Origin of the sequence: Nannocystis pusilla (genome assembly GCF_020073745.1) — a bacterium.
Classification (GTDB): Bacteria; Myxococcota_A; Polyangia; order Nannocystales; family Nannocystaceae; genus Nannocystis; species Nannocystis radixulma.
In genome coordinates this window covers 342,094-357,029 of sequence record NZ_JAIRAU010000028.1, presented here as the reverse complement: position 1 = coordinate 357,029, position 14,936 = coordinate 342,094, and the positions used below count along the sequence as shown (strand labels likewise).

The window sequence follows — 14,936 nt, the reverse complement described above, 5'->3', positions numbered from 1 at the left end:
TCGTAAGACATGGCGATTCGGCCATGTCCAAAAGGACAGCGTGATTCGGTCCGGGGGTCAGACCGGCGGGGACAGGCCGGGGGTGTAGGTGATGACCCAGCGGGCGGGGCAGGCGATGGCCTGCAGGCGCATGAAGGCCTCGCTGCGGGCGATCATCTGCTCGCCCTCGCAGCCGCCGATCCAGGTGCCGAGGCGGAGGCGGGCGGCGGCGGCGGCGAGGGGCATGTCGGCGGCGTCGAAGGCGTCGGCGGCGGCGCTGAGGGCCGGGGCGACGACGTCGGCCGGGGCGTCGCGCAGGGCCAGGGCGGCGGCGTCGAGGAGGGCGGCGGAGGCGACGGCGCCGGCGGTGGCGATCTGGCGCAGGGCGTCGGCGTCGGCGGCGGCGGCGGCGAGGTAGGGCTCCCGGGCGTCGCCGGTGGCTGACCTTTCGGCCATGGCCAATGCGACCTGTCCGTGAAGACTGATGAAGTTGGCGCGCTGGTTCTTGGTGAACGCCACGCCGCCGCCGCCCAGCACGGGGGGGACGGGCTCGACCTCGGCCCAGGCGGTGGCGACCTCGCCGGCGTAGAGGCGGCAGAGGGCCTCGATCATCGAGGCGCGCAGGCCGGCGGCCGAGCCGGCGGCGACGTTGCCGAGACGGACGGCGCGGGCGACGACCTCGCGGGCGTCGGACGGGGCGTCGGCCGCGAGCAGGACGAGCGCGGTGTAGTAGGCGGCGACGAACTCGACGATCGAGTCGCCGGTCTGCTGGGCCTGCTCGGCCATGACGGCGCTGCGCAGGGCGATCGCCCGCAGCTCGCCGCGCGACTCGAGCAGGCTCATGAGCATGACGGCGCCGAAGTTGCACTCCCAGGCGATGTTGGTGCAGCGCTGGCGCAGGTGGGTGATGCCGAACTCGATGTCCCGCATGGCGTCGGACCAGCGGCCGACGGTGACGGCGGAGATCCCGTCGAACAGGACGGAGAGGCCGACGATGTAGGGGTCGTCGCGGCGGCGCAGGTAGTCGTCGATGACGCCGCGCAGGCGCGCGAGCACGGCGGGGTCGCCGGCGACGGACCACACAGCGCGGACGATGACCATGCCGCGGACGTGGCGGGGCTCGTCGCCGCCGGCGCGGGCGATGGCGGCGCTGCGCGCGGAGAAGTAGGCCGAGCGCACCGGGCTGTGGATGAATAGGCCCTTGGCGGCGGCCCACAGCGCGTCGGACAGGGCGGCGCCCTCGGAGCCTGTCCTTTCGGTCATGTCTGGATCGGCGCCGCCGAGCAGCGCGGCGACCTCGGACTGGAAGGCGGCGGCGAGCACCTCGCGGGTGCCGGGGTCGGAGAAACCTGTCCCCTGGAGCAGGTCCTTCAGGACCTCCTCGCCGCGGGCCGTCTCGCCGACGGCGAAGTACTGCTCGCAGGCGCGGACGCGCAGTTCGGCGCGCTGGTTGACCGGGGCCCGCTCGGCGGCTTTGAGGTAGATCGGGGCGGCCTCGAGGCCGAGGCCGGCGTCGACCTTGGCGCGGGCGCAGGCGACCATGCGCGGCCAGGCGTCGGGGGTGCAGCGCAGGGCCAGCTCGTGCAGCTCGGCGGCGCGGGCGAAGGCGAGGGCGTCCGCGGCGGCCTTGCCGGCCCGCTCGGCGTAGGTGGCGGCGCGCTCGCGGTCGCCGGCGGCGAACAAATGGCGGGCCATGAACTCGGGGTCGGGGCGGCCGAGCTGCAGGGCGGTGTCGGCGAGCAGGCGGTGGAGCGCGCGGGCGCGGTCGGGCGAGAGGGCGCGGACGACGAGGGCGCGGCCGCGGTCGTGCAGCGGCTCGACGCTGGGCGCGTGGTTGCGGCGCCCGAGCTGGACCAGGCGGGCGGCGTGCAGGCGGGCCAGGCGGGCGTGGATGTCGGACGGGTCGCCGAGCGCCCGCGCGAGCAGGCCGGTCGGCAGCGGCGCGCCGGCGGCGGCGACCAGCTCGAGCGCGGCGCGGTCGCCCGGGGCGAGGTTGTCGACCCGCGCCTGAAGACATGTCTCGAAGGACAGGTCCTCGGGGACAAGTGACGCGAGGTCGGCGTGGGTGAGCTCGTGGACGAGGGCCTCGAGCACGTACGAGTCGCCGCGGGCCTCGTCGGCGATGGCGGCGGCCCACGGCTCGGGCGGCAGGCCGGCGGCGACCAGCAGGGCGCGGGCGGCCGCGTGGGCGTCGCGCTCGTCGAGGCGGCCGACGTCGAGGCGGGTGACGTGGAGCTCGGGCAGGACGCGCAGCTGCAGGCGCTCGAACTCGTGGCGGACCAGCGGCGAGCCGGGCCAGTCGGTGTGGTAGGCGACGATCAGCAGCAGCGCCGGGGCGTCGGGCGGGGCCAGCAGCTCGGACAGCAGGCGCACGCTGTCGGCGTCGCTCCAGTGGAAGTCGTCGAGGAACAGGACCAGGCGGCGGCGCGCGGCCAGGGCGGCGAGCAGGCGCTTGAGCGCGGCGAAGGCCTTGCGCCGCGACTCCTGATCGGACACGCCGGCGCGGGCGCTCTGGGCCAGCTCGCGCACCGCCGACACGCGCTGCAGCACCGGGAACACGCGCGCGAGCTCGCCGGTGTGGGTGCCGAGCAGCGGGGTGAGCTCGAACGGCTCGAGCGCGCCGAGGTGGTCGGCGAGGGCGTCGACGAGGCTGTCGAAGGCCTTGAAGGGGACGGTCTCGTGCTGGTAGCAGCGGGCGGTGAGGGCGACGACGTCGCCGCGCGGCTGGAGGGCGCCGAGGAAGCCGTGGACGAGGCCGGTCTTGCCGACGCCGGGTTGACCGCGGAGGTAGACGCAGGCGGTGCGGCCGCGGGCGGCGGCGGCGAGGCCCTCGTCGAGCGCGTCGAGCTCGGCCTTGCGACCAAAGAGGATCGAGCTGCTGGACAGCGCCGGCGCGGGAGACAGCGCCGCGCCGCCGCACCACGCCAGCAGCTTGGCCCCGGAGGCGCGCTTCTCGGGGTCGCGGCGCAAGAGCTCGCCGATCAGCGCCGCGAGGTCGTCGGGCAGCCCGGTGCCGCGCGGCGGGGCCGGCTCCTCGCACTGCTTGGCGAGGAAGATCTGGGCGTAGTTGCCGGTGAACGGCAGCTTGCCGGTCAGCGCCTCGTAGAGCATGACGCCGACGGCGTACCAGTCGCTGGCCGGCGTGGCGAGCTGGCCGGCGCATTGCTCCGGGGACATGTACAAAGGTGTGCCCGCCGGGGTCTCGTTCGGGTTGCTGCGGGCGATCGCGGCGACCAGGCCGAAGTCGAGGATGACGACGCGGCCGCCCGAGGTGACGAGCACGTTCGAGGGCTTGAGGTCGCGGTGCAAGAGGCCGTGCTCGTGCAGCGCGGTGACGCCGAGGACGAGCTGGCGGATCAGGGCGCGCAGGCGGCGGTCGCTGTCGGGGGCGCGGACGAGGGCGCGGAGCGCCGTGCACAGGTCGACGCCGCCGACGTACTCCATGGTGATGAGCCACAGGTCGCCCTGCGAGTGCAGCTCGTACAGCGTGACGAGGTTGGGGTGGCCGACCTCGGCCATGCTGCGGAACTCGTACTTGAAGCGGTGCAGCTCCGAGGGGCCCATCCGCAGCAACGACTTGACGGCGACGCGCTGGCCCGTGCGCGTGTCGGTGCCCTCGTAGACGGCGCCCATGCCTCCGGCGCCGAGCGGGCGCAAGATCCGGTACGGGCCGACCTGGCCCGCGAGGGCGGTCGCCGGCGGCGGCTGCGGGCCGGTTCGCTCCATGCCGCCCTCCTCGGGCGGCGTGCTCATCGTCGGCGACAGCGCGAGGTCGGGCAGGATCGCGGTGTTCGCGAATTGGATCGCGACCGCCATGGTCTCGCGAACACGTTCGCCGGGCGCGCGGGGCAGGCCGACTTCGGTGCGCGGCTGCTCAGGCGGCGCTTGCACCTTGGCGGGGAGCTTCATGGCGGGGGAGGCGCTTGCAGGCTAGCACGGCCGCCCGAGGCCGCGCTCGAGTCGGGTCACGAGCGCGGCGTGCTCGGATGCGCAAGCGGGGCCGCGCGACCGCAGGGCGATGGCCAGGGCCCACCCGAGGTCGAGCGCCAGTCCGCGGGCCGCCAGCGACCAGTAGGCGGCCTCGCAGCCGGCGCGCAGGCGGAGGGTCCAGTTCTCGGGATCGACCACGCCCGGGGCGTTGTAGATGTCGTGGCTGCCGAACAGGTCGCTCATGAACACGGCGACCTGGCGCGCCGGGCACACCAGGAGGTCGGCGAACTTGGCGTGCACGAGGGCGGCCGGGTCGGTCAGCATGCGCGCCGCCAGGGGGTCATCGTCGCTGCGGGACCCCAGACGTCCGCACAAGTACGCCGTTTGCGCGGCTGCGAGCGGGGTGCCGTGCCACGAGGCGGCGAGCCGCCAGATCGGCGGGGTGTCGTGGTTGCCGAGCATCACCCAGTCCTCCGGACGGGCGTTCTCACTGCGATAAACATCGTTCGGGTTGGCAAGGTCGGCCTTCTGCGTGACCCGGAAGCGGCCCAGGCCGTGACCTTCCAGCACCCGCTGCAGCGGATAGGGCTGCGTGCTCAGCACCTCGCACAGGACGTCGTCGAGGGCGCGCCCGTGCGCGCGGGCGGCGGCGAGGACCACGTCGAGCTGGGCGCCGTAGCGCCGGACCTGCGCGTCGTCGAGCGTCCGGACCCACCGGTCGGCGTGGCGCGGCAGGGCGGTGTCGAGCTGATCTTCGCGGGCGATCGCGTGGGCGGCCAGCGCCGGATGGTCCGAGAGACATGGCGATTCGAACAGGCGCGCGCCGCCCTGGACGGCGCGGTAGGCGTCAGGCTCACCGGTGCGGTAGACCCACGGGCACACCAGGCCGTGCGGGTGGTCGACGCGCAGGCCATCGTAGTCGCGCAGCATGGCGTCGGTGCGGGCGGCCACCAGCTGCAGGGCGGGGCCGAGGCCGCCGCCGGTGGCGTGGTAGAGGCGCGGGTCGAGCACCGGGTAGCCCCACGGCTGGCCGTCGGGGTTGGTGCGGCTCGGCGGCGCGCCCATCGCGTAGCCGGGCAGGAACAGGTCGTGCAGCGCCCAGGTGTCGCCGACGGAGATCCCGACCTGGAGATCGCCGAACAGCCGCAGGGCCGGCAGGCCCGGCCGCGCGGCCAGCTCGGCCCGCAGCGCGGCGTGCTGGCGCGCCAGCAGCAGCTGACAGAACGCCAGGAACTCGAGCTCGCGCGCGTAGGTCCGCTGCAGCCCGGCGCGCCGCGCCACCGCGGCCGACGTCTTGCTGACCCAAAGTTCCTGGTCTCTCGGCCATGTCCTCCAGTGCGAGCCGTCGAAGCTGACCCGAAGACCATGTGCTCCGGACCATGTCCCTCCGGTCCGGTAGGCGGTCGACAGGACCTCGTGCATGCCGGCCGGGGTCAGCCAGGCGGCGTTGCTCGCGACGAAGGCGGCGAAGGCGTCGGCGAGGTCGGAGACGGCGGGGTCGCCGGCGGCGCGGCGGCGGACGAAGGCGTGCCAGGCGCTGGCGAGCGCGGCCAGCTGGCGCGGCCAGGCGTCGCCGTAGCTGGCCCGCTCGGTGACGCCGGGCGCCTGCCGACGCGAGGGGCGCCCGCGCAGGAGATCGTCGAGGTCGCCGCGCGGGAGGACGTTGCCGTAGGCGGGGTCGTCGGCGAGCGGGCGCAGGGCGAGCGAGAGGATGTCGCGGGCGAACAGGGCCCCGTCGTAGGGCGAGGGGTTGTAGCGCGAGGTCTGACCCTGCGGGCCGAGCTGGACGCCGGTGAACCCGAGCCGGCGCACGAACGCGAGGAAGGCCCGCCCGCCGCCGCTGTACGGCGAGCCGCGCCCGAGGTCCTCGTCGTCGCGGCCGGGGAACGACACGTCGTGGATCGACAGCACGAGGTGCCGCTTGCCGAGGATGTCGAGGGCGGCCGCGAGATCTTCGCGGGCGACGGGGCGATCGTGAGCCGGCATGCCGCGGAGGGTAGCGAGGGCGCGGCCGCGCGTCACGCGACGCGTGGACCGGGCGACGGGCGAACGGCTACCTTCCCGGCGGATGATCGTCACGAACGGGGAGTCCTGGCTGCACTTCGTGTTCGCGGCGCGCGGGACGACGCTGGCGCGGATCTGGCGGCGCCTGACGCTCAACGTGTCGTTCGCGCTGGTGATGACGCTGGGCCACATGACCTACGGCTGGCTCGACGGGCGCGACGTGACGCCGCTGCCGTTCACCCTGATCGGCTTCGTGCTCGGCATCTTCCTCGGGTTCCGCATCAACACCGCCTACGACCGCTACTGGGAGGGCCGGCGGCTGTGGGGGCAGCTGGTCAACACCTGCCGCACGCTGGCGCGCCAGACCCAGACGCTCGTCGGCGCCGGGCTCGGCGACGCGGCGCTGGCCGAGCGGCGCCGGCGGCTGGTCTACCTCGTGATGGCGTTCCCGCACGCGCTGCGCATGCGCCTGCGCGGGGAGGAGGCGATGGTCGGCGACCTGGCGGCGTTCGTCACGCCGACCGAGCTCGAGCAATTGATGGGCGAGCGCAACCGGCCGAACGCGCTGGTCCAGCGGATGGCCGAGCAGCTCGACGAGGCCTACCGCGCCGAGCTCATCCACCCGATGCACCTGTCGCTGCTCCACCAGAGCCTCACCGCGCTGACCGACATCCAGGGCGGCTGCGAGCGGATCGCCAACACGCCGATCCCGTTCGCCTACCAGGTGCTGCTGCGCCGGATCGTCGGCTCCTACTGCTACGCGCTGCCGTTCGGGGTGCTGTCGCCGCTGGGGCTGATGACGCCGGTGGTCGTGCTGATGATGTCGTACGCGTTCTACGGGCTCGACGCGCTCGGCGACGAGATCCAGGATCCGTTCGGCAGCGACCCCAACGACCTGCCGCTGAGCGCGCTGTGCCGCACGATCGAGATCGACCTGCGCCAGCGCCTCGGCGAGGCCGAGCTGCCCGAGCCGGCTCAGCCGCACCACGGTCAGCTGCTCTGAAGGACATGGCATGAAGGACAGGTTGACAGGGACATGTCGCAAGAGACCACCCATCTGACCGCCGCGGGGCAGCGGCTCGAGTACCGGTGGGTCGGCCCGGGGCCGGCGGCGGCGCCGACGCTGGTGCTGCTGCACGAGGGGCTCGGCTGCGTGTCGCTGTGGCGCGACTTCCCCGAGCGCCTGGCGGCGGCGACCGGCTGCGGGGCGCTGGTCTACAGCCGGGCGGGCTACGGCCGGTCGGAGCCGATCGCGCTGCAGCGGCCGCTCGACTACATGCAGCGCGAGGGCGAGGCGGTGGTCGGGCCGGTGCTCGACGCGACGGGGGTGCGCACGGCGATCCTCGTCGGCCACAGCGACGGCGGCTCGATCGCGCTGGTCCACGCGGCGACCGACCCGCACCGGCGGGTGGCGGGGCTGGTGCTGATGGCGCCGCACGTGTTCTGCGAGGCGCTGTCGGTGCGCAGCATCGCCGCGGCCCGGCGCGAGTACGAGGCCGGCGAGCTGCGCGCGCGCCTGCAGCGGCACCACGGCGACAACGTCGACGTGGCGTTCCGCGGCTGGTGCGACGCGTGGCTCGACCCGGCGTTCACGCGCTGGAACATCGAGGGCTACCTGCCGCGGGTGTCGGCGCCGATCCTGCTGATCCAGGGCGAAGACGACGTGTACGGGACGCCGGCGCAGCTGCAGGCGATCGCCCGCGGGGCGGGCGGGCGGGTCGAGACGCTGATCCTGCCGGGCTGCGGGCACAGCCCGCACCGCGAGCGGCCGGAGGAGACGCTGGCGGCCTCGGCTCGGTTCGTGCGCGAGCTGCTGGGCTGATTTTCAGGGCATGTTCTGGAGAGCATGCCCGTGCGGGCATGTTCTTGAGAACATGCCCGAAGATTCACGCGACCTTCTTGTGCCTCGCTCGCCTGCGGAACTTGCTTCGCTTCGCGCGGGCCCGCGGCGTGATCCCGTGCGATCCGGACTACGGGGTCCGGGCCAAGCATCGCCGCAAGCCGCCGCGGCCGATCACCGCTGAGGAAATGCGAGACCTGCGGGCCGTCGCCGCGGACCTGTACGACGCGCGCGTCGAGGACGGGCGTCGGCGTCGGCTTGAAGGCCAGGATCTGGCGCACCACACGGCCCCGCACACGCTCTTTCGCATGCTGCTTCTCTCCGGGACGCGCATCGACGAGATGGCGCGCGTCGACGCCGGCGACATCCGCGGGAACAAGATCAAGCTGGTCCGCACGAAGTCGGGCAAGGAGCGGAAGATTACTGTTGACGACGACGCCGCTCGGGTCGCCGCGAAGCAGATGAGCTGCCCCGTCGTCGAGAACCCCCCCGGCGAGTTGTCGCTGCCGCAGGCGAGAGCGGCAGTGGCGGCGGCGAGCGCGAGGCGCCGCATGCCGTAAGACTACTCCGGACGCCGCGCGCTGTCTCGCGCTTGGCGCCGATCGGCTTCGTGTCGCCTCGGGCCCACGGGAGCGAACGGGCGGACGTGACACGCACACGGGCATGTGCCGCCGTGCGTCCCGCTTGCCGACCTGTTAGGCGTCGAGCTCGGCGAGGCGGGTTTCGATCGCGGTGGCGGTCTGTCGGAAGCGCTGGAGCATGTCGTCGCGGGTCAGGGAGGGATCGTCGCTCGCCGGGTCGGGAAGCGGCCAGTGGAGCCGCGGCGCCTTGCTGAGGAACAGCGGGCAGACCTCGTCGGCGCAGAGGGTGATCACGAGGTCGACCGAGGCGGGATCGATCGTCGTCACGGACTTGGAGTAGTGCGACGCGAGGTCCAGACCTCGCTCGCGCATCACTTCCATGGCGTAGGGGTTGACGCGTGTGGGCTGCGAGCCGGCGCTGGCGACACGCACGCGATCGCCCCAGCGTGCGCGCGCGAGGGCTTCGGCCATCTGGCTACGCGCCGAGTTGGCGACGCAGAGGAACAGGACGCTGGTGAAGTTGGGGACGCTCATGAGGTTCACGCGGCCGCGGCGAAGCGGTGGGCGGTTCGATTGGCGAAGGCGCACAGGGACAGCATCACCGGCACCTCGACGAGCACCCCGACGACGGTCGCTAGCGCGGCGCCCGACTGGAGGCCGAACAGCCCGATCGCGACCGCGACCGCGAGCTCGAAGAAATTGGACGTGCCGATCAACGCGGCCGGCGCTGCGACCGAGTGCGGCAGGCGCCAGGCCCACGCCCACAAGTACGCCAGCCCGAAGATCCCATAGCCCTGGATCAGCAGCGGCACGGCGATCAGCGCGATCGTCAGCGGGCGCTCGACGATGGTCGTCGCCTGGAAGCCGAACAGCAGGACGACCGTCCCCAGGAGCCCGAGTACGGAGACGGGCTTGAGGGCGGCGACGAAGCGGCCGAGCGCCGCGGGCTCGCGCCCGGTCAGCGCGCGCCGGCTCCATGCGCCGGCGGCGAGCGGGATCACGACGTAGAGAACGACCGACAGCAACAGGGTCGTCCACGGCACGGTGATGTCGGTGACGCCGAGCAAGAGCGCGGTGATCGGCGCGAACGCGACGACCATGATCAAGTCGTTCACCGCGACCTGGACGAGCGTGTAATTGGCGTCGCCGCGGGTGAGCTGACTCCACACGAACACCATCGCCGTGCATGGCGCGACGCCGAGGAGGATCGCGCCGGCGAGGTACTCGCGGGCTTCGGCCTCGGGCATGAGGCCGGCGAACACGTGGAGAAAGAACAGGCTGGCGAGCCCGGCCATGGTGAACGGCTTGATCAGCCAGTTGATCACGAGCGTGACGATCAGGCCCTTCGGCCGGCGCCCCACGTCGCGCAGCGAGCCGAAATCGATCTGGATCATCATCGGGTAGATCATCACCCAGATCAGCATGGCGACGACGAGGTTGACGCTAGCGGCTTCGAGGCCGCTTACGAACGCGAACAAGCCCGGCGCGAGGTTGCCGAGGGCGACGCCCGCCGCGATGCACAGCGCGACCCAAAGGCTCAGGTAGCGCTCGAAGATGCCGAGAGGACTTGCGGAACTCATGCAGGATGCTCCAGCGGTGCGAGGCCGGCGCTCGCGTTCGTAGAAGGACGATTTAGCAGGCTAGAGGCCGCCCACGAGCGCCTTTAGCCGACGGAGGGCGCGATTGTCGATGCAGTAACAGGTCCGTGGGCCATCGATCTCGCCGCGGATGAGACCGGCGTCCTTCAGCACCTTGAGGTGCTGTGACACCGTCGACTGAGCGAGCGGAAGCTCGTCCACGATCTCGCCGCAAACGCACGACGCGCGGCGCGCCAGCAGCCGGAGGATTTGCACCCGGGCGGGATGGCCGACCGCCTTCGCCAGCGCCGCGAGCTCTTGATCGGCCTCGTCGCCCTCGATAGGCCGCAGGTCCGGGCGGTCGTCGGAGGGAGGGCAGCAGGCCGGGGGAGCGGCGTCGCTCATCGTATTTTAACGATATAGCTCCAGACGCCGAGATTCAAGCCCAAATCGGCAGGCGGCCAGGGCCCGAAAAAAGTCTGCGTCCTTTCGGGAGGGTCGTCGTCTTCGGGCGGAGACCATCATGACCGACCAGAACGACGACGAGATCCGCGGCGCAGTCCGCGAGCACTACGCCAAGATCGCCAACACCGGCGCCGCGAGCGGCTGCACTCCCGGCTGCTGCAGCAGCCCGAAGACGGACTCCAGCCACCAACTTGGTTACTCGGCCGAGGAGCAGGCCGCCGTCCCTGAAGGGGCCGACATGGGCCTCGGGTGCGGCAATCCGCAGGCGATCGCGGCGCTGCGGCCCGGCGAGGTCGTGCTCGACCTCGGCAGCGGCGGCGGCTTCGACTGCTTCCTCGCCGCGCGCAAGGTCGGCCCGACCGGCCGCGTGATCGGCGTCGACATGACGCCGGACATGGTCACCAAGGCGCGGGCCAACGCGCGCAAGCTCGACGCGCGCACCGTCGAGTTTCGGCTCGGCGAGATCGAGCACCTGCCCATCGCCGACGCGCAGGTCGACGTGATCCTCTCGAACTGCGTCATCAACCTCTCGCCCGACAAGGGGTCCGTGTTCCGCGAGGCGTTCCGGGTGCTGAAGCCGGGCGGGCGACTCGCGATCTCGGATGTCGTCGCCACCGCGGCCCTGCCCGAGGAGCTGGCGGAGCAAGTCGCCGCGCGGACCGGCTGCGTCGCCGGTGCGGCCGAGGTCGGGATCCTCGAGGCTCTGCTGCGCGAGGCCGGCTTCGAGAACATCCGGATCAGCGTCAAGCCCGAAAGCCGGGAGTTCATCAAGGACTGGGTCCCGGGCTCCGGCGCCGAGGACTACGTCGCGTCGGCGATCATCGAGGCCAACCGGCCGCGCACCGCGTGACCACGATCGACGGAGCAGACCATGATCGATCCCACGCTGACCAACGCCGCCGCGATCCTTCTCGCGGCGTACGCCGTCCTCGCCGCGATCGACGGGCTTTACATCCACCTCTGGCGGCTGCGGCTTCACCAGCGCGCAGAGACCCGCTGCGAGCACTGGTTGCACACCCTGCGGGCCTTGCTCTTCCCGGCGTTCGTTGGCGGCTTGTTCGCCGCGCCGACCGCCGGGGCGCTCCTGTGGGCGGCGGTTGGGGCCGCCGCCCTCGACCTCGTGATCGGGCTCTGGGACGTGGCGATCGAGCGGGACAGCCGGGCGACGCTGGGGGGCCTGAGCACCGCCGAGTATACCGTGCATGTCACGCTGACGATGCTGCACGCGGCGTCGCTGGCGCTCGTCCTCGCCGCTCGCCCCGCCTCCGCGTGGACCCTCGACGGCCCCATGGTGCTCCACACGCCGATGCCGGGGTTCAGCGCCGCGCTCGCCATCAACCTGGTACCGGGCGCGATCGTCCTCGGCATCCTGCACGTTTACCTCGGCTTGCGTGGGGCTCAGTCCGCCAACGCGAGGGTCGCGGCATGAGTGTCCGCAGCGTCGCGGCAAGAGCCGCGGGGCCCGTGGCGTTGCGGCGTTGCCGGAGACCTGACAACATGGCGGTCGTCGGGACGCGACCAGTCGTCCAACCCGACCGGGCGGGAGGTCACTCGGCATGATCACGATGGAGATGCGCGGCGCGTGGCGGGAGCTGGAGCGCAAGCTCCGTCCGTTCGTCGCGCGGCGCGTGGCCGGAGCCGACGCCGAAGATGTCCTCCAGGACATTTTCTTGCGCATGCAGAAGAGCTTGCCCCACCTCCGTGACGAGGATCGTTTCGGGCCGTGGGTGTACCAGATCGCCCGCAGCGCCATCGTCGACCACCAGCGCGCGGCCCTGCGGCACCCGCTGGCGTCTTTCGAAGCGGCCGACGAGCCCGCCGCGGACGGCGAGGAGGACGACGGCGCGGTCGAGCGCGAGCTCGCCACGTACCTCGCGCCGTTCGTGGCGGCGCTGCCGTCGCCCTACCGCGAGGCGCTGACGTTGACCGAGCTCGAAGGGCTCACGCAGAAGGACGCGGCCGCGATGCTCGGCGTCTCGCTGTCCGGGATGAAGTCCCGCGTTCAGCGGGGCCGGGCTCGTCTTCGCGTGATGCTGGAAGAGTGCTGCGACATCACGGTCGACGCCCGGGGCCGGGTGATCGGCTGCGAACCCCGCCCAGACTACAAGCTCCCGGACGGCTGCTGCTGACGGCCTCGCTCGGCGGTGTGGCGCCTGCTGTGGTCGACGTGCTTCGATGTGGCACCCGAGTCGCCCCGCGCTCTTCGGCCCGCATCGGACCGGCGGAGCGCGGGGCGTCGGCGATGATCACGGATCGCTGTGCGCGGTCTGCACGAGCGGCGGGGCCTCGCTGACCTGCACGAGCCGCGGGGCCTCGCTGACCCGGCCGGCGAGCTGGAAGTCGCAGGAAGTCCGGGCGAACAGGGAGACGATCAAGGTGATCAACATGCCGCCCAGGGTGGCGGTGGTGAGGGGCGCGATCGAGGGGACGGTCGGGGGGATGGGTTCTGACATCGGTAAATCTCCTCTCGCCGGGGGCGGACGGCGGCGCCCAGTCGGGCGATGTGGGTTTGCACAGGGGGAGGGGGAAGGTCGGGTCTGGCTCATGTTCGGCACTCGGGCGCGGCGACTCCGCCACGCGTCGAGGAGAGGCTACGGCGCTCGCGAGATGCCGACCGCGGAGTGGCGGGCGCCTTCCTGCCCCGCCGGCGCCGGGCCGAGCGATGCCGCGTCTGAACGGCGTTTTCCGGCTTCCTGAAGCGGCCGGGTCGGGGCTTGAGCAGCGTAGCGACGGATACCGTGTCGGCGGGGCGCCGCTGCATGCACAAGCCGAACGGCCGACCCGGGGCTCGTTGTCATGAGCAGAAGCGAGGTCGGACGGCGGCGCGCCGCCTTCGGCTTAACCCGCGAGGATACAGGCCGCGATCGTGCCCGCCCACGGCGCGACCGCGTGCCGCCTCAAAGTCGAAGACCCGGCCACGCGAGCGCGGGGCCGGGTCACCGGGCTGTCGCCGGGGTTCCCGCCCCTGCGCTGCCTGGCCCGCCCCGTGGAGTCGCTTCGGGGCGGACGTGACCGGATATGGCCGAGGTGTGTCCCGGTGCGTCTCGTCGCCGCCTGCATGCGCCCGGTGGAGGCTGCCCGGCGACCGCACGCGCGAACGTGCCGCGGCGCCGCCGCGAGTCGCGGCCGGCGTCGTCCTCACGATGGGCGCGTCATAAATTGACTCTTGACGCGCTCCGCTCGCACTGCGAGCCGACAAAGCACGCCCGTTCCCGCGGGCCAGAGACGGGCTCACCGATGGAGCCCACCACTTCTCAGGCTGCATCCGACAAGACGCGCAAAGGCGAGCGTCGTCGGGCAGCGCGTATGCTACCGGGGTTGTAGCAGACCCCCGGCATTCCGAGCATCTGGGGGACGATGCAGCGGTTGCAGCTCTCGCAGGCGGTGCCGGCGGTGCTCGGGGCACCGGCGGCGAGGAAGCGGCGGGCCAGGTCGGGCTCGGCGTAGAAGGGGCGACCGATGCCGATCATGTCGGCCTCGCCGCGGGCGAGGATCTCGGCGGCCTCGGCGGGGGTGCGGATCCCGCCGACGGCGAACACGGGCAGCGAGACCGCGGCCTTGACGGCGCGGAAGACGTCGCGGTTCCAGATCGGCGAGAACGGGTACTTGCGGGCGGCCAGGAACATGCCGACGTGGACCAGGATCGCGCGCATGCGGCTGCCGGTGGCCTCGAGCAGGCGCTTGCGCAGGCCGGGGTTGTCGAACGAGGCGCGCGGGAACTCGCCGCGGGCGATCGAGGTGTTCGGCAGGGCGTCGGCGACGACCGGGGTCAGCGCGGCGAAGCCGGCGGCCTCGGCCATACGCGCGATCTCGACGCCGTCGCCGAGCGAGATCCCGCGGCCGATCGGGGTCAGCTCGACGGCGGTGTACTTGAGGAGGACCGGGAAGTCGGCCCCGGCCTCGCGCGCGATGGCCTCGCGGATCTCGCGGATGAAGGTCATGCGGCCCGCGAGGTCGCCGCCGTACCGGTCGGTGCGGCGGTTGAAGATCGGGCTGAGGAATTGATGCAGCAGCTTGGCGTTGCTGGCCGCCAGCTGCACGCCGTCGTAGCCGGCCTCGCGCGCCCAGGCGGCGACGAGCCCGAAGCGGGCGATCAGCTGCTGGACCTCGCGGGTGGTGAGGACGTGGGTCTGGCTGCGGTGCAGGGCGCGCAGCCACAGCGGCAGCGGGCTCGGGGCGTACGGCGGAGACGTGCGCACCGGCGCGAACTTGGTGTGCCAGGCCTCGAGCGCGAACAGGCCGCCGTGGCCGAGCTGCGTGATGATCTTGCCGCCGGCGTCGTGCACGGCGCGGGTCAGCGGGGCGAGGGCGAGCATGCGCTCGCGCTCGCCGATCGCCGACATGCCGGGCGACGTGCGACCCTCGGGACAGACGATCGTGTTGCCCTGAATGATGAGCCCGACGCCCGCGGCGGCGTTGGGCACGAAGTGTCGGGCGTAGACCGCGGCCGGGTCCTCGGCGCCGCCGGCCCCCTCGAGCACGGGGGCGCGGTAGAGCCGGTTCTTCAGGCGGAGCGAGCCGAGGTCGATGGGATCGGTGAGGCGTGCGGGCGACATAAAA

The 14,936-nt window shown here is 72.6% G+C and carries 13 protein-coding genes; 6 read left to right on the top strand and 7 right to left on the bottom strand.

Going from position 1 to position 14,936, the window contains the following annotated elements; genetic code table 11:
- Positions 1 to 57 precede the first annotated feature (57 nt).
- Both K7C98_RS43840 and K7C98_RS22985 read right to left on the bottom strand, forming a co-directional pair.
- Positions 58 to 3,888: a serine/threonine-protein kinase gene (locus tag K7C98_RS43840; protein WP_263429715.1), complete on the bottom strand. Its 3,831-nt coding sequence runs from the start codon at positions 3,886 to 3,888 to the stop codon at positions 58 to 60.
- A 21-nt stretch (positions 3,889 to 3,909) separates the two neighbouring features.
- Positions 3,910 to 5,895 carry a 4-alpha-glucanotransferase gene (locus K7C98_RS22985; protein ID WP_224193882.1) on the bottom strand — a complete coding sequence of 662 codons (1,986 nt, stop codon included), beginning with the start codon at positions 5,893 to 5,895 and terminating at the stop codon, positions 3,910 to 3,912.
- Positions 5,896 to 5,977: 82 nt separating this feature from the next.
- On the opposite strand from K7C98_RS22985, the gene K7C98_RS22980 reads away from it, so the two are divergent.
- The 3 genes from K7C98_RS22980 to K7C98_RS22970 all read left to right on the top strand — a co-directional run bounded on the left by K7C98_RS22980 (position 5,978) and on the right by K7C98_RS22970 (position 8,313).
- On the top strand, positions 5,978 to 6,916 hold the full coding sequence (locus K7C98_RS22980) for a bestrophin family protein (RefSeq protein WP_224193881.1): 939 nt from the start codon (positions 5,978 to 5,980) through the stop codon (positions 6,914 to 6,916).
- Between the two features lie 33 nt (positions 6,917 to 6,949).
- The gene (locus K7C98_RS22975; protein ID WP_224193880.1) at positions 6,950 to 7,735 is read left to right on the top strand and encodes an alpha/beta fold hydrolase; all 786 of its coding nucleotides are present in this window, start codon (positions 6,950 to 6,952) and stop codon (positions 7,733 to 7,735) included.
- A 101-nt stretch (positions 7,736 to 7,836) separates the two neighbouring features.
- Positions 7,837 to 8,313 (top strand): hypothetical protein, encoded by a 477-nt coding sequence (locus K7C98_RS22970; protein WP_224193879.1) that lies wholly within the window; start codon positions 7,837 to 7,839, stop codon positions 8,311 to 8,313.
- 135 nt (positions 8,314 to 8,448) lie between these two features.
- Here K7C98_RS22970 and K7C98_RS22965 read toward each other — a convergent pair whose 3' ends face one another.
- From K7C98_RS22965 to K7C98_RS22955, 3 genes are read right to left on the bottom strand one after another with little or no spacing between them, the layout of a single operon-like run.
- Entirely contained in the window at positions 8,449 to 8,868 is a 420-nt protein-coding gene (locus tag K7C98_RS22965; protein WP_224193878.1) for an arsenate reductase ArsC, read from the bottom strand.
- Positions 8,869 to 8,873: 5 nt separating this feature from the next.
- The gene (arsB, locus tag K7C98_RS22960) at positions 8,874 to 9,914 is read right to left on the bottom strand and encodes an ACR3 family arsenite efflux transporter (protein WP_224193877.1); all 1,041 of its coding nucleotides are present in this window, start codon (positions 9,912 to 9,914) and stop codon (positions 8,874 to 8,876) included.
- A 60-nt stretch (positions 9,915 to 9,974) separates the two neighbouring features.
- Complete coding sequence (locus K7C98_RS22955; protein WP_224193876.1) at positions 9,975 to 10,316, bottom strand: ArsR/SmtB family transcription factor; 342 nt, start codon at positions 10,314 to 10,316, stop codon at positions 9,975 to 9,977.
- A gap of 118 nt (positions 10,317 to 10,434) precedes the next feature.
- On the opposite strand from K7C98_RS22955, the gene K7C98_RS22950 reads away from it, so the two are divergent.
- From K7C98_RS22950 to K7C98_RS22940, 3 genes are all read left to right on the top strand, one after another.
- Positions 10,435 to 11,226, top strand: a complete 792-nt coding sequence (locus K7C98_RS22950; RefSeq protein ID WP_224193875.1) for an arsenite methyltransferase — start codon at positions 10,435 to 10,437, stop codon at positions 11,224 to 11,226.
- Between the two features lie 21 nt (positions 11,227 to 11,247).
- The gene (locus K7C98_RS22945) at positions 11,248 to 11,805 is read left to right on the top strand and encodes a hypothetical protein (RefSeq protein WP_224193874.1); all 558 of its coding nucleotides are present in this window, start codon (positions 11,248 to 11,250) and stop codon (positions 11,803 to 11,805) included.
- A gap of 136 nt (positions 11,806 to 11,941) precedes the next feature.
- Positions 11,942 to 12,505, top strand: a complete 564-nt coding sequence (locus K7C98_RS22940; protein ID WP_224193873.1) for a sigma-70 family RNA polymerase sigma factor — start codon at positions 11,942 to 11,944, stop codon at positions 12,503 to 12,505.
- Positions 12,506 to 12,622: 117 nt separating this feature from the next.
- On the opposite strand, the gene K7C98_RS22935 is transcribed toward K7C98_RS22940, so the two are convergent.
- Both K7C98_RS22935 and K7C98_RS22930 read right to left on the bottom strand, forming a co-directional pair.
- On the bottom strand, positions 12,623 to 12,829 hold the full coding sequence (locus tag K7C98_RS22935) for a hypothetical protein (protein WP_224193872.1): 207 nt from the start codon (positions 12,827 to 12,829) through the stop codon (positions 12,623 to 12,625).
- Between the two features lie 801 nt (positions 12,830 to 13,630).
- Positions 13,631 to 14,932, bottom strand: coding sequence for an NADH:flavin oxidoreductase (locus K7C98_RS22930; RefSeq protein WP_224193871.1), 1,302 nt, complete (start codon positions 14,930 to 14,932; stop codon positions 13,631 to 13,633).
- Positions 14,933 to 14,936: the final 4 nt, after the last annotated feature.

Bases quoted from the DNA above. Each gene is read 5' to 3' on its own strand.
- K7C98_RS43840 (WP_263429715.1), bottom strand. From the start codon at position 3,888: ATGAAGCTCCCCGCCAAGGTGCAAGCGCCGCCTGAGCAGCCGCGCACC.
- K7C98_RS22985 (WP_224193882.1), bottom strand. From the start codon at position 5,895: ATGCCGGCTCACGATCGCCCCGTCGCCCGCGAAGATCTCGCGGCCGCC.
- K7C98_RS22980 (WP_224193881.1), top strand. From the start codon at position 5,978: ATGATCGTCACGAACGGGGAGTCCTGGCTGCACTTCGTGTTCGCGGCG.
- K7C98_RS22975 (WP_224193880.1), top strand. From the start codon at position 6,950: ATGTCGCAAGAGACCACCCATCTGACCGCCGCGGGGCAGCGGCTCGAG.
- K7C98_RS22965 (WP_224193878.1), bottom strand. From the start codon at position 8,868: ATGAGCGTCCCCAACTTCACCAGCGTCCTGTTCCTCTGCGTCGCCAAC.
- arsB (WP_224193877.1), bottom strand. From the start codon at position 9,914: ATGAGTTCCGCAAGTCCTCTCGGCATCTTCGAGCGCTACCTGAGCCTT.
- K7C98_RS22955 (WP_224193876.1), bottom strand. From the start codon at position 10,316: ATGAGCGACGCCGCTCCCCCGGCCTGCTGCCCTCCCTCCGACGACCGC.
- K7C98_RS22950 (WP_224193875.1), top strand. From the start codon at position 10,435: ATGACCGACCAGAACGACGACGAGATCCGCGGCGCAGTCCGCGAGCAC.
- K7C98_RS22945 (WP_224193874.1), top strand. From the start codon at position 11,248: ATGATCGATCCCACGCTGACCAACGCCGCCGCGATCCTTCTCGCGGCG.
- K7C98_RS22940 (WP_224193873.1), top strand. From the start codon at position 11,942: ATGGAGATGCGCGGCGCGTGGCGGGAGCTGGAGCGCAAGCTCCGTCCG.
- K7C98_RS22935 (WP_224193872.1), bottom strand. From the start codon at position 12,829: ATGTCAGAACCCATCCCCCCGACCGTCCCCTCGATCGCGCCCCTCACC.
- K7C98_RS22930 (WP_224193871.1), bottom strand. From the start codon at position 14,932: ATGTCGCCCGCACGCCTCACCGATCCCATCGACCTCGGCTCGCTCCGC.